The 19,849-nt window shown below is 62.0% G+C and carries 18 protein-coding genes; 8 read left to right on the top strand and 10 right to left on the bottom strand.

Annotated features, from left to right (window positions below; all coding sequences use genetic code 11):
* Window positions 1–85: 85 nt before the first annotated feature.
* From LDZ28_RS14655 to acnA, 3 genes are all read left to right on the top strand, one after another.
* Window positions 86–595, top strand: a complete 510-nt coding sequence (locus LDZ28_RS14655) for a hypothetical protein (protein WP_244829743.1) — start codon at window positions 86–88, stop codon at window positions 593–595.
* A gap of 29 nt (window positions 596–624) precedes the next feature.
* Window positions 625–2,076 (top strand): bifunctional 2-methylcitrate dehydratase/aconitate hydratase, encoded by a 1,452-nt coding sequence (locus tag LDZ28_RS14650; protein ID WP_244829102.1) that lies wholly within the window; start codon window positions 625–627, stop codon window positions 2,074–2,076.
* Window positions 2,077–2,181: 105 nt separating this feature from the next.
* Window positions 2,182–4,899, top strand: a complete 2,718-nt coding sequence (gene acnA / locus LDZ28_RS14645; protein WP_244829101.1) for an aconitate hydratase AcnA — start codon at window positions 2,182–2,184, stop codon at window positions 4,897–4,899.
* Window positions 4,900–4,983: 84 nt separating this feature from the next.
* Here acnA and LDZ28_RS14640 read toward each other — a convergent pair whose 3' ends face one another.
* Entirely contained in the window at window positions 4,984–5,310 is a 327-nt protein-coding gene (locus tag LDZ28_RS14640) for a DUF2917 domain-containing protein (protein WP_244829100.1), read from the bottom strand.
* A 318-nt stretch (window positions 5,311–5,628) separates the two neighbouring features.
* On the opposite strand from LDZ28_RS14640, the gene LDZ28_RS14635 reads away from it, so the two are divergent.
* Window positions 5,629–7,047: a PLP-dependent aminotransferase family protein gene (locus LDZ28_RS14635; RefSeq protein WP_244829099.1), complete on the top strand. Its 1,419-nt coding sequence runs from the start codon at window positions 5,629–5,631 to the stop codon at window positions 7,045–7,047.
* Here the strand turns inward: LDZ28_RS14635 and LDZ28_RS14630 are convergent.
* Window positions 7,044–7,850 carry an NAD(P)-dependent oxidoreductase gene (locus LDZ28_RS14630; protein WP_244829098.1) on the bottom strand — a complete coding sequence of 269 codons (807 nt, stop codon included), beginning with the start codon at window positions 7,848–7,850 and terminating at the stop codon, window positions 7,044–7,046. The genes LDZ28_RS14635 and LDZ28_RS14630 overlap by 4 nt on opposite strands.
* Before the next feature lie 51 nt (window positions 7,851–7,901).
* The gene (locus LDZ28_RS14625) at window positions 7,902–9,353 is read right to left on the bottom strand and encodes an NAD-dependent succinate-semialdehyde dehydrogenase (protein WP_244829097.1); all 1,452 of its coding nucleotides are present in this window, start codon (window positions 9,351–9,353) and stop codon (window positions 7,902–7,904) included.
* Window positions 9,354–9,483: 130 nt separating this feature from the next.
* Here LDZ28_RS14625 and LDZ28_RS14620 point away from each other — a divergent pair, with 130 nt between their 5' ends.
* The gene (locus LDZ28_RS14620) at window positions 9,484–9,900 is read left to right on the top strand and encodes a MarR family winged helix-turn-helix transcriptional regulator (RefSeq protein WP_244829096.1); all 417 of its coding nucleotides are present in this window, start codon (window positions 9,484–9,486) and stop codon (window positions 9,898–9,900) included.
* A 46-nt stretch (window positions 9,901–9,946) separates the two neighbouring features.
* Here LDZ28_RS14620 and LDZ28_RS14615 read toward each other — a convergent pair whose 3' ends face one another.
* From LDZ28_RS14615 to LDZ28_RS14600, 4 genes are all read right to left on the bottom strand, one after another.
* The gene (locus LDZ28_RS14615; RefSeq protein WP_244829095.1) at window positions 9,947–10,558 is read right to left on the bottom strand and encodes a hypothetical protein; all 612 of its coding nucleotides are present in this window, start codon (window positions 10,556–10,558) and stop codon (window positions 9,947–9,949) included.
* A gap of 44 nt (window positions 10,559–10,602) precedes the next feature.
* Window positions 10,603–11,376, bottom strand: coding sequence for a molybdopterin-dependent oxidoreductase (locus LDZ28_RS14610; RefSeq protein ID WP_244829094.1), 774 nt, complete (start codon window positions 11,374–11,376; stop codon window positions 10,603–10,605).
* A gap of 3 nt (window positions 11,377–11,379) precedes the next feature.
* Window positions 11,380–11,901 carry a cytochrome b/b6 domain-containing protein gene (locus LDZ28_RS14605; RefSeq protein ID WP_244829742.1) on the bottom strand — a complete coding sequence of 174 codons (522 nt, stop codon included), beginning with the start codon at window positions 11,899–11,901 and terminating at the stop codon, window positions 11,380–11,382.
* A gap of 88 nt (window positions 11,902–11,989) precedes the next feature.
* Window positions 11,990–12,130 carry a hypothetical protein gene (locus tag LDZ28_RS14600; RefSeq protein WP_244829093.1) on the bottom strand — a complete coding sequence of 47 codons (141 nt, stop codon included), beginning with the start codon at window positions 12,128–12,130 and terminating at the stop codon, window positions 11,990–11,992.
* Between LDZ28_RS14600 and LDZ28_RS14595 the strand changes: the two genes are divergently transcribed.
* From LDZ28_RS14595 to LDZ28_RS14585, 3 genes are all read left to right on the top strand, one after another.
* Entirely contained in the window at window positions 12,129–12,800 is a 672-nt protein-coding gene (locus LDZ28_RS14595) for a heavy metal response regulator transcription factor (protein WP_244829092.1), read from the top strand. The two genes, LDZ28_RS14600 and LDZ28_RS14595, sit on opposite strands and share 2 nt — an antisense overlap.
* Window positions 12,797–14,236 (top strand): heavy metal sensor histidine kinase, encoded by a 1,440-nt coding sequence (locus LDZ28_RS14590; RefSeq protein ID WP_244829091.1) that lies wholly within the window; start codon window positions 12,797–12,799, stop codon window positions 14,234–14,236. The genes LDZ28_RS14595 and LDZ28_RS14590 overlap by 4 nt, the downstream gene beginning before the upstream one ends.
* Before the next feature lie 222 nt (window positions 14,237–14,458).
* A complete protein-coding gene (locus LDZ28_RS14585; protein WP_244829090.1) occupies window positions 14,459–15,628 on the top strand; it encodes a porin in 1,170 nt (389 codons plus the stop codon).
* 54 nt (window positions 15,629–15,682) lie between these two features.
* Here LDZ28_RS14585 and LDZ28_RS14580 read toward each other — a convergent pair whose 3' ends face one another.
* From LDZ28_RS14580 to denD, 3 genes are all read right to left on the bottom strand, one after another.
* Complete coding sequence (locus LDZ28_RS14580; protein WP_244829089.1) at window positions 15,683–17,485, bottom strand: FAD-dependent oxidoreductase; 1,803 nt, start codon at window positions 17,483–17,485, stop codon at window positions 15,683–15,685.
* On the bottom strand, window positions 17,482–18,606 hold the full coding sequence (locus LDZ28_RS14575; protein WP_370652223.1) for a DedA family protein/thiosulfate sulfurtransferase GlpE: 1,125 nt from the start codon (window positions 18,604–18,606) through the stop codon (window positions 17,482–17,484). Before LDZ28_RS14575 ends, LDZ28_RS14580 begins: the two co-directional genes overlap by 4 nt.
* A 273-nt stretch (window positions 18,607–18,879) precedes the next feature.
* Window positions 18,880–19,845, bottom strand: a complete 966-nt coding sequence (gene denD / locus LDZ28_RS14570; RefSeq protein ID WP_244829087.1) for a D-erythronate dehydrogenase — start codon at window positions 19,843–19,845, stop codon at window positions 18,880–18,882.
* Window positions 19,846–19,849 lie beyond the last annotated feature (4 nt).

The raw sequence follows: 19,849 nt of genomic DNA, 5'->3' as shown, positions 1-19,849 counted from the left end.
CGGACTGCGCGATCGAATTTCGCGAGGACGAAATTCACTCCGCGCGGCAACCGTTACCAACCTCCATGTTTTGAAAGGTTTTTCGATGAATAAACTCCTGATCGCTGCAATCGTCGGCACACTGGCTACCACCAGCGTGTTCGTCAGTGCCGACGCCTTCGCCGCGACGACCACCACGGACTCGAAGGCGGCAAAGGCCAAACGCCCGGCTCCGGCACGTCGACTCATCAAGCGCTCACCCAAGGCCGAAGCGGCCGCAGCAGCGAAGACCGACCCGATTCCCGAAGGCGCCGTCAAGTGGACCTGTAAGGAAGGCGCGTCTTTCTATCTGAAAGGCGACATGAAGCGTGACACTATCGTCACCGTGAATTGGGCCAAGAAGGACTACAAGCTGCCCCGTCAGGACACCACGACCGGCGCCGATCGTTTCCACGATGCGGCAACGGGCATGGATCTCGTCGTGATCCCGTCGAAGGCAATGCTGTTCTCCGACAAAGATTCGTCGCGCCTGGCCGACGAGTGCATGACCGCCGAAATGGCTGCGGGCGCAACCGCTCCCACGCAGTCGGAAGCGTTGTTCAAGAAGGCCGAATAACAAAGTCTGCAATCAAACAGGAATCCTCGATGTCCGCACCGATCTCGAACGTCCGGCCAGAGCCGGATCAGGTACTCGTCGACATAGTCGACTACGTTCTCAACTATCGCGTCGAGAGCACGCTTGCGCTGGAAACCGCGCGCAACTGCCTGATCGACACCCTCGGCTGCGGACTCGAAGCCCTCTCGTACCCTGCCTGCACCAAGCTGATGGGACCGATCGTGCCCGGCACGATCGTCCCCAACGGCGCGAAGGTGCCTGGCACCCAGTTTCAGCTCGACCCGGTTCAGGCCGCCTTCAACATCGGCGCCATGATCCGCTGGCTCGACTTCAACGACACATGGCTCGCCGCCGAGTGGGGCCATCCGTCGGACAACCTGGGCGGCATTCTCGCCACCGCCGACTGGCTGTCACGTAACGCAATCGCCACCGGCAAGAAGCCGCTTGCCATGAAAGACGTGCTGATCGCCATGGTCAAGGCGCACGAAATTCAAGGCTGTATCGCGCTGGAAAACTCGTTCAACAAGGTCGGGCTCGATCACGTGCTGCTGGTCAAGCTCGCGTCCACGGCGGTCGTTGGTCAGTTGATCGGCCTCTCGCGCGACGAACTCATCAACGCGGTGTCGCTCGCTTTCGTCGATGGTCATTCGCTGCGCACATATCGCCACGCGCCGAACACGGGTTCGCGCAAGTCATGGGCCGCGGGCGACGCGACCTCGCGCGCCGTGCGTCTCGCGCTGATCGCGAAGACCGGCGAAATGGGCTATCCGTCGGTCTTGACCACGAAGACCTGGGGCTTCTACGACGTGCTCTTCAAGGGCAACGACTTCAAGTTCCAGCGCCCGTACGGCTCGTATGTCATGGAGAACGTGCTCTTCAAGATTTCGTTCCCGGCCGAATTCCATTCGCAAACCGCCGTCGAAGCCGCCATGACGCTGCACGGCAAGCTGAAGGAAGCGGGCAAGAGTGTCGAAGATATCGCGAAGATCACCATTCGCACGCACGAAGCGGCTATCCGCATCATCGACAAGAAGGGACCGCTCAACAATCCGGCCGACCGCGATCACTGCATTCAGTACATGATCGCCGTGCCGCTCATCCACGGCCGTCTCACCGCCGCCGATTACGAAGATTCGATCGCGCAGGACCCGCGCATCGACACCTTGCGCGCGAAGATGGAATGCGTGGAAGACCCGCAATACACGACCGATTACCACGACCCTGAGAAGCGCTCGATTGCGAACGCGCTCACCGTCGAGTTCACGGACGGTTCGAAGCTCGATGAAATCGCGGTGGAATATCCGATCGGTCACAAGCGCCGCCGCGAGGACGGCATTCCGCTGCTCGTCGAGAAGTTCAAGACCAATCTCGCGCGCCGGTTCCCGCAAAAACAGCAACAGGCGATCCTCGCGGTATCGCTCGATCAGGCAAAGCTCGAAGCCATGCCGGTCAATGAATACGTCGATTTGTATGTGATCTAGCGCCTGGAGCCGGTGCGCGCGTGCCGGCGCGTCAAACCAGGCACGACCCGGTTTCAGATTCAGGAAACGTTGCATCAAACCCAGATCAGCCCAAGGAAAATAACCATGGCCCACAATCTTCACAATACGCTCAAGGAATTCGACAGTGGTTCCGGCAAAGGCAAGTTCTACTCGCTGCCGCAACTCGGCGAAGCCCTGAAGGTCAAGATCGAACGTCTGCCGGTGTCTATCCGGCTGGTGCTCGAATCCGTGCTGCGCAATTACGACGGCAAGAAGATTTCCGAAGAGCACATCGAGCAACTCGTGAACTGGAAACCGACTGCAGCCCGCGTCGATGAAATCCCGTTCGTCGTCGCGCGCGTCGTGCTGCAGGATTTCACCGGCGTGCCCCTGCTCGCCGACATCGCCGCCATGCGCGGTGTGGCCGAACGCGCGGGCAAGGACCCGAAGGCAATCGAGCCGCTCGTGCCGGTGGATCTCGTCGTCGATCACTCGGTGCAGATCGATCACTTCCGCGAGCCGAACGCGCTCGACCTGAACATGAAGCTGGAGTTTCAGCGCAATAACGAGCGCTACCAGTTCATGAAGTGGGGCATGCAGGCGTTCGACACGTTCAAGGTCGTGCCGCCGGGCGTGGGTATCGTCCACCAGGTGAATCTGGAGTATCTCGCACGCGGCGTGCACAAGAAGACCGAAGGCAACGACACGGTCTACTACCCGGACACGCTCGTCGGCACCGACAGCCACACGACGATGATCAACGGCATCGGCGTGGTGGGCTGGGGCGTGGGCGGCATCGAAGCGGAAGCAGGCATGCTCGGCCAGCCGGTGTATTTCCTCACGCCGGATGTCGTCGGCGTCGAGTTGAAGGGCAAGCTGCGCGAAGGCTGCACGGCAACCGACCTCGTCTTGACCATCACGGAAATGCTGCGCAAGGAGAAGGTCGTCGGCAAGTTCGTCGAGTTCTTCGGCGAAGGCACGGCTTCCATCGCGGTGCCGGACCGCGCGACCATCGGCAACATGGCGCCGGAATACGGCGCCACCATGGGCTTCTTCCCGGTCGATGAAAAAACCATCGACTACTTCAAGGGCACGGGCCGTACCGACGCCGAAATCTCCGCCTTCGAGAACTACTTCAGGGCGCAGAAGCTGTGGGGCGTGCCGAAGGCCGGCGACATCGACTTCACGAAGACGCTGACGCTGGATTTGTCCACCGTCGCGCCGTCGCTGGCGGGTCCGAAGCGCCCGCAAGACCGTATCGAAATCGGCAATGTGAAGAGCACGTTTACCGACCTCTTCTCGAAGCCGGTCGGCGAAAACGGCTTTGCCAAGAAGCCCGCCGATCTGACCGCCGACTACAAGACCGCCGATGGCGTCGACGTGAAGAACGGCGACGTGCTGATCGCCGCGATCACGTCGTGCACGAACACGTCGAACCCGAGCGTGCTGCTGGCCGCCGGTCTGCTGGCCAAGAAAGCGGTCGAGGCCGGTCTGACGGTGGCGCCGCATATCAAGACGTCGCTGGCACCGGGATCGCGTATCGTCACCGAATATCTGACGAAGACCGATCTCCTGCAGTATCTCGACAAGCTCGGCTTTACGCTCGCCGCTTACGGTTGCACGACGTGTATCGGCAATGCGGGCGACCTGACGCCGGAGCTGAACGACGCCATCGTGAAGAACGATATCGTCGCGGCCGCCGTCCTGTCGGGCAACCGCAACTTCGAAGCGCGTATTCACCCGAACATCCGCGCCAACTTCCTGGCTTCGCCGCCGCTGGTGGTCGCTTATGCCATCGCGGGCAACATCACGCGCGACCTCATGACCGAGCCGGTCGGCAAGGGCAAGGACGGGCACGACGTGTATCTCGGCGACATCTGGCCGACGAGCGAGGAAGTGCATTCGCTGCTCAAGTACGCGCTCAACGCCGAAGCCTTCCGCGAGAACTACTCGCAGCTTACGAAGGATGGCGACCTGTGGAGCAAGATCGCGGGCGAAACCGGTCAGGTCTATGACTGGCCGAAGTCGACGTATATCGCGGAGCCGCCGTTCTTCGGCCACGACTTCTCGATGACCCCGGCCGACTCGATCCCCGCCGTGAAGGGCGCACGCGCGCTTGGCATCTTCGGCGACTCGGTCACGACCGACCACATCAGCCCGGCAGGTTCAATCAAGGAAACGTCGCCGGCGGGCGTGTGGTTGAAGGCGAACGGCGTGCAGAAGGCCGACTTCAACAGCTACGGCTCGCGTCGCGGCAACCACGACGTGATGATGCGCGGCACTTTCGCCAACGTGCGTATCAAGAACCTGATGATTCCGCTGAAGGAAGATGGCACGCGCGTGGAAGGCGGCCTGACGATCCATCAACCGAGCGGCGAACAGTTGTCCATCTACGACGCCGCGATGAAGTACATCGGCGACAACACGCAGACCGTGATCTTCGCGGGCGAGGAATACGGCACGGGTTCGTCGCGCGACTGGGCGGCGAAAGGCACGCAACTGCTCGGCGTGAAGGCCGTGGTGGCGCGCAGCTTCGAGCGTATCCATCGTTCGAACCTGGTCGGCATGGGTGTGTTGCCGCTGCAGTTCAAGGGTACGGACAGCGTGCAGACGCTCGGCATCACGGGCGAAGAGACGTACGATATCGAAGGTCTGGGCGACGACTTCAAGCCGCAACAAGAAGTGACGCTCGTAATCCATCGGAAGGACGGCAAGGAAGATCGCGTGCAGGTGCTGCTGCGTATCGACACGCCGATCGAAGTCGACTACTACAAGCACGGCGGCATTCTGCCGTTCGTGTTGCGCTCGCTGCTGGCGGCGTAAGCGAGTAGTCTGTAGCTTTGCAGGTGACCGCGCTCGAAAGAGCGCGGGAACATTGGACCCGGCCTCGGCCGGGTTTTTTTTCGACTATGCCTTCGAGATCGCCGCACCGGAAGGCGCCGTGCGGCGCGCGAGCCACGCGCGGGCTGCGTCGATCAAGCGCCTCGATGTGGTCGTCGGCGTGGAAACCGCCGCCAGCGAAAAAGCGCTTTCGTCCCGCGCGCCGCTTACCCAGATCGTCGAGAACGGCTGAAGTTCGACGCACTCGCCCGCATCGAGCCAGAAATCGCCGGCGTCGCCCTCGATGGTCAGCCAGATCTGGCCACGCGTAGCGCGCAGCGTTTGCGGCCGGTCGATAAACCAGCTAGTCGGCGCATCGCGCCCGTCGAGTTCAAAAGTCCTGATTTCACGCATGATGCCGCTCCCTGTCGCTCGATCGCCTGATCGCTTGATGGATGCTGCGAATGTAAAAGCGTGTCGCAGCCGTTAAGCGTATTATTCGGCCAGTGCCGAACATCTAGAATGAACACTTGCGTACAGTTACACAGGAACTGTATAGCCAGAAATACCGAACACTTCTAAGTGAATAATTTTGTCGGTATTCGCTCAAAACAGTGTGGATGGCCGTTTGGCCTAGTTGACGGCGATTTTCGGATGCGTTCGAATACTTCAAATCACTCCGCAAACACTTGATCGCAACTGTTCACTCTGTTCGACCGAACACTTAAAACGATGAACGCACTTCCGCTAAATATCGATGGCGCCACAGGCGTGCCGCTGACCGAGCAGATCGTCAGCCAGATCGAAACCATGATCCGTTCGCGCCGCGTGCTGGCGGGCGCGAAACTGCCGTCGATCCGGCAACTCGCGACCGAACAGAGCATCAGCCGCTTTCCGGTAATCGAAGCGTACGACCGTCTTGCGTCGCGCGGGCTGATTCAGCCGCGTCACGGTTCGGGCTTTTACGTGGCGAATCATGTGGACGAACACGCGCGCGATGCCGGCAATTGCGACCCGCGTCTCGCGGAAGAGGAGTCAAGCCAGATCCTCGCGCAGTTCAACTATCCCGGCGAGACGCTCAAGCTGTCGAGCGGCTTCATTCCCGAGGCATGGCGCGATGTCGATGGCCTCACGCAGGCGGTGCGGCAGGCGTCGCGCGCGGACATCGCAAGCGTGATCGATTACGCCATTCCGCACGGCGACACGAACCTGCGCCAGCAGATCCAGATGCGCCTCAACACGCTCGGCATCAACGCGGATTTGCCCAATGTGATGATCACGAGCGGCGCGAGTCAGGCGCTCGATCTCGTCGTGCGCTACATGCTCAAGCCCGGCGATACGGTATTCGTCGAAGATCCCGGCTACTACAATCTGTTTGGCTTGCTGAAACTGCAAGGCGTGCGGCTCGTCGGCGTGCCGCGTCTGGCCAACGGGCCGGATGTCGAGATGGCCGAAGCGCTTCTGAAGCAGCACACGCCCAAACTGTTCTTCATGAACACCGTGTTCCAGAACCCGACGGCGACCAACATCGCGCCGCAAGTCGCTTTCAGGCTGCTGCAACTTGCGACGCAGCACGGTTTCACTATCGTGGAAGACGACATTTATGCGGATTTTCAGACCGTGCCGACGCAACGGCTCGCATCGCTCGATCAGTTCGACCGCGTGATTTATGTGGGCGGCTTGTCGAAGACGCTGTCGTCGTCGCTGAGAATCGGCTATCTCGCGGCCAATCGCGAGCTCGTGAAGAATCTCGTCGATGTGAAAGTGCTGACGAGTCTTGGCGGCACGCGCTTCGCCGAGAGCGTTGCGGCAAGTCTGCTGGAACGCGGCACGTACAGGAAGTATCTCGAACGGCTGCGCAAGCGCGTGCGCGATTCGCTTTCGAGCGCGGTGCAGCAGTTGGAGAGCTACGGCTGGGACGTATTCGATCAACCGAGCGGCGGAAATTTCGTCTGGGCGAAGGTACCGGGTATCGAAGACTCGACGAAGCTCGTGAGTGAAGCGCTGAAGTTCGGCGTGACGCTGGCGCCGGGGAATTACTATCGGCCGAACGGCGAGGCGTGCGCGTGGGTGCGCATCAATTCGGCATACGCAGGCGACCGGCGCGCCGCACGCTTTTTCGAACACATGACGCAGACGGCCAGGGCTTAACGCTCGAAGAACTGCTTGAGCGCGTCGGTGGCGTCCTTGTCCTGGGCCAGGCGTTCGTAGAGACCGGCCGCGCCTTCATAGATGCGATGCTCGGCATGTTCGTCACCGATAAAGCCCGCGATCTCTTCCATCTCCGCGACCCATCGATACGCCTTGGGCGGCATGCGCGGCACGCTATTCGCAAGCCATTTGGCGAGCTCGGGCTGACTCGCCGATAACTCGTCGAAGAGCGCATCGCCCGCGCCATTGCGAAGCGCGGCGAGCGACATGGCCGCGCCGATCGCGGTCAATCCCTTCGTGATTCCCGCATACGACATCTTGAGCGCCGATGCCGCGCCGACAGGACCATCGAGCACGTGTACGTCGAGGCCCGCATCGGCGAGTGCGAGCGTACGGTGCGCTTGCGGTCCCGACACATAGAACTTTGGCGCGGATGGCAAACCGATGATCGCGCCATCGACGAACGGAACGTCGAGCGCTTCTGCCACGCGCTTGACCGTCGCCGGACTGACCGCGTTGCAATCGACGTAGAGAGGCTTACGGGCGGCCCGCGCAAGCACGGGCGCCAGACGGTGCGCCGATTCGACCGCCACCGCGGGCGGCACGATCGATAGAATGAAATCGCACTCGGCGAAGCGGTCGGGACTTGCGTCTTCGATCCCCGCCTCGCGCGCGCGAGCGATGCTGGCCTCGCTGCGCCCTTCGAGCGTCGTCAAGACACGCGCGCCCTTCTGCGTCAGCCTGTGTCCGACAGCCGCGCCCATGCTGCCCGCGCCGAGCAAACCCACGACCGTTCGCGTCACCTGCTTCTCCTGTCGATGCGCGAGCGTCGTGATAACGCCCGCGCGTTTCCATCAACGATGCTCGGTCACGAACTTGGTGACGAGATACGCTTCCATCGCCTCGCTGCCGCCTTCCGAACCGTAGCCCGAATCCTTCACACCGCCGAACGGCGTTTCAGGCAAGGCAAGCCCGTGATGGTTGATCGACAGCATGCCGCTTTCGATATCGTCCGATACCGCCGCCGCAGTCGCCGCCGAACTCGTGTACGCATAAGCGGCGAGACCGTAAGGCAAGCGATTCGCTTCGGCGATGACTTCGTCGTACGACTTGAACGACGCGATAGGCGCAATCGGGCCGAACGGCTCTTCGGTCATGATGCGCGCGTTCATGGGCACGTCCACCAGCACGGTCGGCGCGAAGAAGTAACCTTCGCGGCCCACGCGTTCGCCGCCCGTCAGCACCTTTGCGCCGTGCTCGCGGGCATCGGCGACGAGGCGTTCCATGGCTTCGAGACGGCGGCCGTTGGCGAGCGGGCCCATTTGCACGCCGTCGTCGAGACCGTTGCCGACCTTCACCGCGCTCGCCGTCGCGACGAAGTGATGCACGAACTCTTCATACGCCGCTTCTTCGACGAGAAAGCGCGTAGGCGAGATACACACCTGACCGGCGTTGCGGAACTTGGCCGATGCCAGCATCTTCGCCGCGCGCGGCACGTCCGCGTCCTTGAAGACGATAGCGGGCGCATGTCCGCCGAGCTCCATGGTCACGCGCTTCATATGCTCGCCCGCCAGCGATGCGAGCAGCTTGCCCACCGGTGTGGAACCCGTGAACGAAATCTTGCGGATGGCCGGATGCGCGATCAAATATTTCGATACATCCGCCGGCACGCCGAACACGAGATTCAGCACGCCCTTGGGCAAACCCGCATCGGCATAAGCCTGCACGAGCGCCGCGCAACTCGCGGGCGTTTCCTCCGGTCCCTTCAACACGACCGAGCAGCCCGAGGCCAGCGCCGCCGACACCTTGCGCACCGCCTGATTGATCGGGAAGTTCCACGGTGTGAAAGCGGCTACGGGACCGACGGGCTCGCGCGTCACGATCTGGCGCACCGCGTCCGAACGCGACGGAATCACGCGGCCATACGTGCGGCGCCCTTCTTCGGCAAACCATTCGATGATGTCCGCAGCCGACAGCGTCTCGATGCGCGCTTCCCCGAGCGGCTTGCCCTGCTCCATCGACATAATGGCGGCGATCTGCTCCGCGCGGTCGCGGATGTTCTGCGCGGCGCGACGCATCAGCTTGCTGCGCTCGTACGGCGAAACCTTGCGCCATTCCTTGAAGCCACGCGCGGCGGCATCGGCGGCAAGCGAGAGTTCGTCGATGCCCGCGAGCGCGAGACGGCCGATTTCCGCTTCGCTCGCGGGATTGATCACGGCGGTGTCGCGCGAGCCGGCGCGCCATTCGCCATCGATATAAAGCTGTGTGTTCGGATATGACGGAAGGTCGGAACGCGTATTGCTCATGCATGTTCTCCTGACGAGTGGTTCGCGGCAAACGACGATGTTAACCCGAGCCCGTAAAATCTGCTGACCCGTCCGTCGACGACACACGGATAGTTGCAGAGCAAATCAATTCGATTCAAAGGAAAGCCGCATGTTCGACCAATGCCTTTACTTCAACACCACGGCGCTTGCACGCACATTGGAGCGCGAGTGGACGAAAGCGTTCAAGCCGTTCGGCCTTACGCCGTCACAAGGCTTCATGCTGCGCGCGATCGTCGAGCATCCCGGCTTGCTGCAGGGCGAGCTTGCCGATGCGCTCGCCATTTCGCGACCCACGGCCACGCGCACGCTGGACGGCTTACAAAAGCTCGGCTTGGTCGAACGCTGGTCGACCGACAGGGATGGACGCGAGGCATCGATTCATCCGACAGCCGCGGCGCCTGCGCTGATGAAGCGCATAGGCTCGATGAGCTCGGAGGTCACGAAGCGCATGAGGCGCAAGCTCGGGTCCGCGCACTTCGACGAGACGGTGTCGAACGTGAGAGACGTGCGCGCGAGTCTGGAATGAAAACGCCCGCTCTGAAGCGGGCGCGGGTCTTACGTTACATCGAAGCTTACATCGGCGGAGCGACGCCGTCCTTTTCCACCACGATACGCTGCGCGGCAAAGTCGCCACCTGCCGGACTCGCCACGACGAACACCTTCTTGCCAGGCTTCAGGTCGTCATGCGAAGCGGGCGCGAAGGTCACGACCGGCACGTTCGGCGGCACGGTGACAGCGTTCGAGCCGCCCTTGTACGACAGCTTGAGATCGCGTCCGCTCGTGCCTTGCACGACCTGATCGACGTTCGCGTTGGTCATCGAGCTTTGCGGGCCGAGGTCCCACGCGTAGTGGCCTTCACCCGTGCCGCGTGCCGCTTCCGGAAACACCAGCACCTCGGTTGCGGTCATCTTGCCGTCGGTGCCCGTGGTCGCGGCCGTGCCGACGAACTGACCCGGCTTGATGTCTTCGAGCTTGATGTTCTTGAGCGCCGTGACGGGCGTGTCGGCCTTCACCGCGACCTTGACCGTGTCGCCGCTACGCCGATGCACCGTCATCGTGTCGCCGGACAGGGACACGATATCGCCGCGAATACGCGTGGGTTTGGCAGCGGGCGTCTGCGCGAAGGCCGCGCTCGTGAGTGCGAGCGCCGCGATGCTGACGCCGAGTTTCATGCGAATCGACATGGATTCTCCTTTGGTATCGATAAGGGTCAAGCGAAGAGACTTCTTCAGGAACCGCCGAACCAGTTATAGCCCTGGTTCTCCCAGTAGCCGCCGGGGTAATCGTTGGTCACGGTGATCGCGACGATATGCTTCGGATTCTTGTAGCCGAGCTTGGTCGGCATGCGCAGCTTCATCGGAAAACCGTATTTGGGCGGCAAGGTCTGACCGTCGTAGCTGAGCGTGAGCAAGGTTTGTGCATGCAGCGCGGTCGGCATGTCGATGCTGGTCGAGTAATTGTCCGCACAGTGAAAGGCCACGTATTTCGCGGTCGTATCCGCGCCTGCATGCAGCAGAAAATTCGCGAAGCGCACGCCGCCCCACTTGCCTATGGCACTCCATCCTTCAATGCAAATGTGCCGTGTCACCTGGCTCTCTTGCGGCATGGCATGAAGCTCGTCGAGCGTCCAGACCCGCTTGCCTTTGACCAGGCCGCCGACCTGCAGCTTGTAGCTCGAAGCGTCCACTTCGGGCACTTCGTCGATGTCGTAGAACGCGTTGAAGGGAAACGGACGCGTAATCATCGAATCGGGATAAGTCGGCGCGAGTTGCTTGGGATCGAAGAGCAACGCCTGCATGTCGTCGTTGAAGGACGAGATCTTGCGCAGCATCGCGTTGACGGATTTGTCGTCGGTGATGTTGCAGCCGGACAGCATCGCGAGACCGCCGAGCGAAAGAATGCGCTTGCCGAATAAACGGCGCGCGGGGGCCTTTAATTCCTTCGCCGCATCTTTAACGATGAGTTCGGCGTCCGTTCGTGTTTTAAAAAGCTTGAGCGACATGAATCAACGTCCCTTGATCATCAACACGAGCGAACGCGGCACGAGCGCGACCATGGCGACATGCACGACGAAGAACGCCACCAGAAAGCTCATGCCGAGGAAATGCACGACGCGTGCGTTGTCGTAGCCGCCCATCAGCGCGCGTAAAAGCGGGAACTGCACCGACTTCCACACGACGAGGCCCGACAGAATGATGACGACGATATCCACTATGACCGCCAGATACGCGAACTTTTGCACGGCGTTGTAGCGCGTGAGATCGTCGTGACCGAGCTTGCCGCGCACGGCGGCAATGCCATCGGCAATGATGCTTTTGATGCTGAGCGGAAACATGCGCTCGCGCAGACGGCCCGTCGCAACGTTCATCCCGACATAGACGATGAAGTTCGCCACGAGCAGCCACATGGCCGCGAAATGCCATTGCAGCGCACCGCCGAGCCAGCCGCCGAGCGTGATGGCCGGATAAAACGTGAACGCTTTGAAGATCGGCGATGCGTTGTAGATTTGCCAGCCGCTCGTCACCATGATGAGTATGGCGAAGGCGTTGACCCAATGTGTGATGCGAAGCCAAAGCGGCTGCACGGAATGTCGCGAATTGTTCTGCACGTCTTTCTCACGGAGCAAACACAGGACCGATGGTAGCCAGCCCGCTCTGATCGATCCATGACGCATCGATGACTTTTTTGTCATTTTCGACGGACCGTTCGAGCGCACTGGCAAAATGACGGCAATACAAAGCAAGAATGCCGCGCATGACCATCCTCGTTATAGAAGACGATCGCAAGACCGGAGACTACCTGAAAAAAGGGCTTATCGAGTCCGGGTATCAGGTCGATCTCGTGCGCAACGGCACCGACGGTCTGCATCAGGCGCTGGCGAACCCTTACGAGCTGATCGTGCTCGACGTGATGCTGCCCGGCATCGACGGATGGCAGGTCATGTCGGCGTTGCGCGCGAAACGTGACTTGCCTGTCATCTTTCTCACGGCCCGCGACCACGTCACGGACCGTATCCACGGTCTCGAACTCGGCGCGGACGACTATCTCGTCAAGCCCTTTTCCTTCACCGAACTCGTGCTGCGCATTCGCACGCTCTTGCGTCGCGGCGTGATGCGCGAATCGGACATGTTCCAGATTGCCGATCTCCACGTCGATGTGCTGCGCCGCAAGGTGACGCGCAAGGGCATGGATATCGCGTTGACGAACAAGGAATTCGCGCTGCTGCATCTCTTTTGCAAGCATCAGGGCGAGGCGTTGTCGCGCACGCAGATTGCCTCGGAAGTGTGGGACATGAATTTCGATAGCGACACCAACGTGGTCGATGTCGCCATCAAGCGTCTGCGCGCGAAGATCGACAATCCGTTCGAGCCTAAGCTGATTCATACGGTGCGCAGTATCGGCTATTCGTTTGGGGAAGAGCCTTGAACGACGCCGTCTTGCGCTGGCTGCCGCCGCAGCCGTCGCGCTCGCTTGCCGTGCGTATTGCCGTGTCGTTCGTGCTGATCGTGTGCGTCGTGGTCGGCATGGTCGGCGCATCGCTCTATCACGCGACCAACTCCGCCCTCTCCACGCGTGCGGATTATCAGTTGATCGCCCGTGTAGAACACTATCGCGCGCTGCTGCACGACCTCTACACGATCAAGGAAATCGAAGCGCGGCCGCGGCTTTTCGAAACCATGCTCGGCGACCGGCAGGACGTGATCATCTTCCGGCGTGCGGGCGCGGCGCCGTTCATCGCCGTCAATCCCGAGAACATGCCGCTGCCGCCGCTGCAGACCGTGCCCGTGACACGCGCAGTCGCGCTCGACGATCTCTTCGAAGGCACGCGCGCCGATGGTGTGCGCATGCGCTGGCTCGGTGCGCAGGCGCGTATCGGCGAAAGCGGTGAAGTGGTTGAGATCATGGCCGCGCACGTGATGACGCAGGAAGCGCACGTGTTGTCGGCGTATCTCGTGCGCGTTTGGATCACCGTGATCGCCGCCGTGCTCGTTACGATGCTGCTCGCTTACTGGGTCACGAGCCGCGGGTTGATGCCGCTCAGGCTCATGGCGGACAAAGCCGCCGAGATCGCGCCGGACAGCATGTCGGCGAGACTCGACGTCGCGCACGCGCCGCAGGAACTCCAAAGCCTCGCGGCTTCGTTCAACGCCATGCTCGACCGGCTCGAACACGGCTATGCGCGCCTCGTGCAGTTTTCCGCCGATCTCGCGCACGAACTGCGTACGCCGATTGGCGTGTTGATCGGCGAGACGCAGGTAACGCTCGCGCATGAACGCAGCGTGGCGGAGTATCGCACCGTGCTCGAATCGCATCTGGAGGAACTGGAGCGAATCGCGCGCATTGCGCAGAACATTCTGTTTCTGGCGCAGGCGGATCACGAAACGCAACGCATCGAATGCGAGAAGCTCGATATCCGGGACGAACTCGACAACCTCGCCGCTTACTTCGAAGGCATCGCGGAAGAACGGCACATCAGCTTCGATATCGAGGCAAGCGGCCAGGTAGTTGCAAACGCAATCATGTGCCGCCGCGCGATCGGCAACGTGGTCGTCAATGCGGTGCGTTACGCGAGCGCAGGCACGGTCGTGCGCCTGTCGGGTCACGCGGATGCGGACGGCGCATGCATCGTCGTGGGCAATCGCGGCGCGCGTATAGAAGACGCCGAACTGGCGCGTCTCTTCGACCGCTTCTATCGTGGCGATGCGGCTCGTAGCGAGTTCACGGAGTCCAGCGGGCTCGGCCTTTCCATCGTCCAGGCAATCATGCGCATGCATGGCGGCAGCGCGTCGGCGCGTTGCACGCAGGACGGCTGGATCGAATTTGAACTGCGCTTTCCTGCCTCATCCTTGCTCAAGCTATAAAAATTCTTATAGCAAGTATTGTGGAAGAAAGGCTACAGCTTCCCCTCGAAGCGTTTACCGCTAGCTGACATTTCGCTATATTCCACGCGACATAACGATGGCGTTCATCGCGCAACGGTATGTCCGACGAAACCCTTCGGCGTGAACACAACAGCCGCACAAGCGGCGCCGCTTCGCATGGCAAATCGTCACTCGCGAACAGCAAATAACAAGGAAAGATCGATGAAGCAGAAAATCCTGGCGCTCGCCATCCTCGGGACCTTCGGCATGGCCGCGCATGCGCAAAGCAGCGTCACGCTTTACGGCCTGATCGACGCCGGTATCACCTATGCGAACAAGGTTTCGACCGGACCGAATAGCCACGACAGCCTCGTGAAGTACGGCGACGGCGTTGCATCAGGCAGCCGCTGGGGTCTGCGCGGACAGGAAGATCTGGGCGGCGGGCTCAAGGCCATCTTCGTCCTGGAAAGCGGCTTCAATAGCGGCGATGGCACGCTCGGCCAAGGCGGCGCGGAATTCGGCCGGCAAGCCTTCGTCGGTCTGTCGAAGAACGATGTCGGCGCGCTGACCTTCGGTCGCCAGTATTCGTTCTCCACCGATGTCATCGGCGGCAATTACACGATGGGCAGCCAAACGCCCGCCGGCAATTACGCGTACCACATCAACGATCTGGATCAGTTGACTTCGAGCCGTATCAACAACTCGGTGAAGTTCAACAGCGCGAGCTTCTATGGCGTAACCTTCGGCGCCATGTACGGCTTTTCCAATTCGACGCAATTCGCGGGCACGCCGACCACCACGGGCGCGGGCGCGACGCAAGGTTCGTCGAGCACGTACAGCTTCGGTTTGAACTACAACCAGGGACCGTTCGGCATCGGCGCGGCGTACACCAACATCCGCTTCCCGAATGGCGCGACGCCTGCATTCAGCACGAACATCGCGAACATCGCCACGGGCGGCCTGCGCGATCTCGAAACCTATGGCGTCGGCGCGCGCTACACGTTCTCCGCGGCCACGGTCTGGGCGAACTGGACGCATACGACGTTCGAACCGCTGGTCGCGGCATCGTCGAAGTTGAACAACTACGAAATCGGCGGCAAGTACAACATCACGCCGGCGTTCAGCGCGGGTCTCGGCTATACGTTCTCAAAGCTCGACGACAACTTCGAAGGCAAATGGCATCAGATCAACGGCGCGGTGGATTACGCGTTGTCCAAGCGCACCGATGTGTATTTGCTCGGCATCTATCAGAAGGCGTCGGGCAGCAACACGGTTGCCGGCCGCAATGTGCCGGTGCAAGCGGAAATTGGCTCGTCGACGGCCTTTATCGGCCAGAGTGCCGGAGCGAACACGCAGTTCGTCACGCGCGTCGGCTTGCGGCATCGGTTCTGACCGGCTTTCGAGCCTGCCTCAAACGAAAAGCCCCGCGAATGCGGGGCTTTTTCATCAAGCAACCGGTGCAGGCACCGCCTGTCGCCGGGCGAGCAAGCCGTGTATCTGCGCGACGACCGCCGCACCCTCGCCGACCGCGGCCGCCACGCGCTTGGTCGAACTCGAGCGGACATCGCCGATGGCGAACACGCCCTGCACGCTCGTCTCCAGCATCATCACGCCTTGCGTGCGGCCCTCGTGCGCTTCCGGCCCGGTCAGCACGAAACCCTTCTCGTCCGTGTTGACGTTGCAATTGGTCAGCCAGTCCGTGTTCGGGTCCGCGCCCGTGAAGAGAAACAGATGCCGCGATTCGAGCCGCCACGGCCCCTCCGGCGTCTTGCAGACGACGGCGCTCAACATGCGATCGTCGCCTTCGAGCGAGGCGATCTCCGTATGCGTGCGCACCGTCACGTTCGGCAAGGACGCAATGCGCTCGACCAGATAATGCGACATGCTGGCCGCGAGCCCCGCGCCGCGAATCAGCACATCCACGTGCTTTGCGTGCGAAGCGAGATACACGGCCGCCTGTCCCGCCGAGTTACCGCCGCCGACCAGCACCACTTCCGAGTTCTTGCACAACTTGGCCTCGACCGGCGACGCCCAGTAGTACGTGCCATGCCCTTCGTACTTTTCGAGCCCGGCAATGGCTGGCCGCCGATACGCCGCGCCCGATGCAATCACCACCGTCTGCGTCGCCACGCACGTGCCGTTCTCGAGTTCGATCCGAATGGGCGTCGCACCGCAATGCAGCGCCTTGATGCGCGTGGGAATGGCGATATGCGCGCCGAACTTCTGCGCCTGCACGAACGCGCGTCCGGCAAGCGCTTGCCCTGAAATACCGGTCGGAAAGCCGAGATAGTTTTCGATACGCGAACTCGCGCCCGCTTGTCCGCCCGGCGCGCGGCAGTCGAACACGGCAACCGATAATCCCTCCGACGCCGCATACACCGCCGTGGCGAGCCCGGCCGGTCCCGCGCCGACGATCGCGACATCGTAGACATGGCTCGGATCGAATTCCGGCAGCCAGCCGAGTTGCGTCGCCACCTGGTTCTCGGTCGGCGCGCGCAATACGGTGCCGTCCGGACAGATCACCAGGGGAAAGTCGGCTTTCGAAGCCGAGATGCGTTCGAGCAGCGCGATGGCATCGGGATCGGTACACGCGTCGATTACCGTGTGCGGATGGCCGTTGCGCCGCAAGAAACCTTGCAGCGAAACCAGACGCCCATCGTCGGACTGGCCGAGCAGCACCGGTCCGCTGCCTTTTTCGATCAAGCCGACGCGCCGCAGAATCAGCGCCCGCATGATGCGCTCGCCCAGTTCCGCTTCCGCGACGAGCAGCGCGCGCAGACGCTCGGGCGGGATCACCACGCCTTCGACATCCTCGGCGGCCATGCCATCGACGAGACACGGCTTGCCCGAAAGCTGCGCCACTTCCGCCAGGAAATTGCCCGGACCATGCTCGACAACCAGATGCACGCGGTCGAGCGCATCGCGCCGCGTCACGCGCACCGAACCGCTCAGCACGATCACCATGCCGCGCCCGAGATCGCCCGTGCGAAAGAGCCACTCGCCCTTGCGCCAGCGCGCCGCGCTGCCGAAGCGGCTCATGCGTTCGATCTCGTTCGCCGTGAGGATGGGGAACATCTGATGCATGCGCGAATTCAGCGGCGAATATGGCGCGTTTTCATCCGCTGCCGCAGGCTCGACGACGGTCGTCGACGGAACGACGTTCGGATCTTCCGACGACGGCACGCGCGCGCTCCATGCCACGACATTGGGCATATCCGCGCCGTGCTCGTTGTTCGGGGTTGTACTCATGCGCGATCTCCGTGTGGAAAACCAGCTTCATGCAAGGATGCGGAGCCCGTGGATGCCGCCGTCGCGGAAGACGCCGCAGCCGATGCGCCCGGCGCCTGTTTCACGGGCCACGGGCACATTGCCGCCATCTCGGCGACTTCTTCCGGCGTGGCCGCGACGATCTGGCCGAACTCGGTCAGCTTCGCGACATCGAAGCCGGCGAGACGCCAGGCATCGAGCCCGCCCGTGAGCGGCACGACATCGTTGAAGCCCGCGTTGCGCATGGTCTTCGCCATCCACGCAGCGGACACTTCATTCGGGCACGAACAGTAGATGACGATCTTGCGCGACTTGTCGTAGTTTTCAATGATCTTCGCCAACTCGCGTTCATCGGCGAACACGGAGCCGGGAATCGTGAACGGATCGAGCATGCGCTTTTCCGGCGAGCGGATATCGAAGATCACCGGCACGGGTTCGTCGCGCATCATCGTGTAAAGCGTGTCCACGCTGATGCGCGCTTTTTCCAGCGTCGCCATGAGCGCGCGGCGACGCCACCAGCGATACGCCACATACACCGCGAGCAGCACCGCGACGACCATGATGGCCTGCCGGCCGAGTTGCGAAATCATGGCGAAGACCATTTCCAGTTCGGCCGCGAACAGCACGCCGACCGTAAGGCCAACCGTGCCCCACAGCGCAATGCCAAGACCGTCCCAGGTAATGAAGCTGCGCAGCTTCACGCCCATGGCGCCCGCGAGCGGCACGGACACGAGCGACAAACCGGGAATGAACTTCGCCACGAGCAGAATGCGCACGCCCCACCGGCCGAAGAAGCGCTCGGTTTTCTTGACGCAGGTATCGCGCGACAGCGAGAGCTTGCAGATGGTCTTGAGCGTGCGGTCGCCGTATTTGCGGCCGCCTTGGAACCAGACGAGATCGCCGATCACGCCGCCCGCGACCGCCACGCACAGAACACCGATGAGCGGTGGCCAGAACGCCGCGCCATTCACCGCCATCAGCGCGATGGACGCGCCGACGACGATCATCGTTGGCATGGCGGGCACGGGCAGCCCGAGCGCCGCGCCCATCACATTGACGAATACGATCAACGGGCCGAATCGATCGACGAGCTGGTGGAGCAACATGGGATTCTCCGCGCAAGGGGCAGCCTGACGAGACGACGGGTTTTGCGCGTGGCGGCAGCGCAGATCGGCGCTGGAATGAGAAACGAGCAGGCTACCGCTCGTGGTTCACTGCGGTGCACGCGGCGCCGGACCGGCGTTCGTCACATTTAAGGGAGGAGTGTAGCGCGGAAAGGGGATACAAGCTTGCATCGTGCAACCTTTGGGGCGGTTGCCGGGTGCGCTGCGGGTTGGCTCGCGCGGACGCCGTGAAAACACGGCGCCCTGCCTCATTCAAACGCGCTGATCGGCGATATACGCGCGAATCACATCGGCGAAAGACTTGTCGCCCGTGAGCCCGAGTTCTTCAGCACGCGCTGGATTCCACGCGCCCGGCCAGCTTCCCACGATCTTCTCGATGCGCGGCTCCGGCTCGAAGTCGATGCGCGCCACGACTTCATCGCCCGCGACTTCACGCAGCGCCGCGACCATCTCGTTCACGCTCACCGAAAGCCCCGGCAGATTGATCACTGGCCGAAGACCCAGCTTCGCGCGCTCGATCTCGCATCCGGCGATGAGCGCGTCCACCGCGCTTTTCGGCGAGAGCAGCCAGACGCGCGTGTCGCCATCGACGGGACATACCGAGCGCTCGCCATTGAGCGGCTCGCGGATGATGCCGCTCGCAAACGACGACGCCGCCGCGTTCGGCTTGCCCGGCCGCACGCTGATGGTCGGCAGGCGCAGCACGCGGCCATCGACAAAACCACGCCGTGAGAAATCGGACAGCAGCAATTCCGCGATGGCCTTCTGCGTTCCATACGACGATTGCGGGTTGAGCGCGGTGTCGTCCTGCACGACTTCCGGCAGCGTTCCGCCATACACCGCGACCGAACTCGTGAACACGACGCGCGGCACGTGGCCCCGCGCGCGGCACACTTCGAGCAGCGCGCGCGAGGCATCGAGATTGATCTTCATGCCGAGGTCGAAGTCGGCTTCCGCCTGGCCGCTCACGATGGCCGCGAGATGAAAAATCGCTTCCGTCTTCGTATCGATGTAGCGCTCGAGCGTGGCCTTGTCCGAGATGTCGCCGGTTTCGGCTTTGACGCGCTTGTCGTCGAGAAGCGCGGCATCGCTCGGGCGCGCGACATCGAGCAATACGAGTTCGGTGACCGGCTTGCCGTCGAGTTCGCCTTTTTCCAGCAGACGTTTGGCGAGCTTTTGCCCGAGGAAGCCTGCGCCTCCCGTGATGAGAACCTTCATGTCG

The sequence above is a fragment of the Caballeronia sp. TF1N1 genome (assembly GCF_022878925.1).
GTDB lineage: Bacteria > Pseudomonadota > Gammaproteobacteria > Burkholderiales > Burkholderiaceae > Caballeronia.
The sequence above is the reverse complement of the archived record's forward strand: the minus strand, read 5'-3'. Positions and strand labels throughout refer to the sequence as shown.

Excerpts from the sequence above, each read along its gene's own strand:
- LDZ28_RS14655 (WP_244829743.1), top strand. The coding sequence starts at position 86 with ATGAATAAACTCCTGATCGCTGCAATCGTCGGCACACTGGCTACCACC.
- LDZ28_RS14650 (WP_244829102.1), top strand. The coding sequence starts at position 625 with ATGTCCGCACCGATCTCGAACGTCCGGCCAGAGCCGGATCAGGTACTC.
- acnA (WP_244829101.1), top strand. The coding sequence starts at position 2,182 with ATGGCCCACAATCTTCACAATACGCTCAAGGAATTCGACAGTGGTTCC.
- LDZ28_RS14640 (WP_244829100.1), bottom strand. The coding sequence starts at position 5,310 with ATGCGTGAAATCAGGACTTTTGAACTCGACGGGCGCGATGCGCCGACT.
- LDZ28_RS14635 (WP_244829099.1), top strand. The coding sequence starts at position 5,629 with ATGAACGCACTTCCGCTAAATATCGATGGCGCCACAGGCGTGCCGCTG.
- LDZ28_RS14625 (WP_244829097.1), bottom strand. The coding sequence starts at position 9,353 with ATGAGCAATACGCGTTCCGACCTTCCGTCATATCCGAACACACAGCTT.
- LDZ28_RS14620 (WP_244829096.1), top strand. The coding sequence starts at position 9,484 with ATGTTCGACCAATGCCTTTACTTCAACACCACGGCGCTTGCACGCACA.
- LDZ28_RS14615 (WP_244829095.1), bottom strand. The coding sequence starts at position 10,558 with ATGTCGATTCGCATGAAACTCGGCGTCAGCATCGCGGCGCTCGCACTC.
- LDZ28_RS14610 (WP_244829094.1), bottom strand. The coding sequence starts at position 11,376 with ATGTCGCTCAAGCTTTTTAAAACACGAACGGACGCCGAACTCATCGTT.
- LDZ28_RS14605 (WP_244829742.1), bottom strand. The coding sequence starts at position 11,901 with ATGGTGACGAGCGGCTGGCAAATCTACAACGCATCGCCGATCTTCAAA.
- LDZ28_RS14595 (WP_244829092.1), top strand. The coding sequence starts at position 12,129 with ATGACCATCCTCGTTATAGAAGACGATCGCAAGACCGGAGACTACCTG.
- LDZ28_RS14600 (WP_244829093.1), bottom strand. The coding sequence starts at position 12,130 with ATGCGCGGCATTCTTGCTTTGTATTGCCGTCATTTTGCCAGTGCGCTC.
- LDZ28_RS14585 (WP_244829090.1), top strand. The coding sequence starts at position 14,459 with ATGAAGCAGAAAATCCTGGCGCTCGCCATCCTCGGGACCTTCGGCATG.
- LDZ28_RS14580 (WP_244829089.1), bottom strand. The coding sequence starts at position 17,485 with ATGAGTACAACCCCGAACAACGAGCACGGCGCGGATATGCCCAATGTC.
- denD (WP_244829087.1), bottom strand. The coding sequence starts at position 19,845 with ATGAAGGTTCTCATCACGGGAGGCGCAGGCTTCCTCGGGCAAAAGCTC.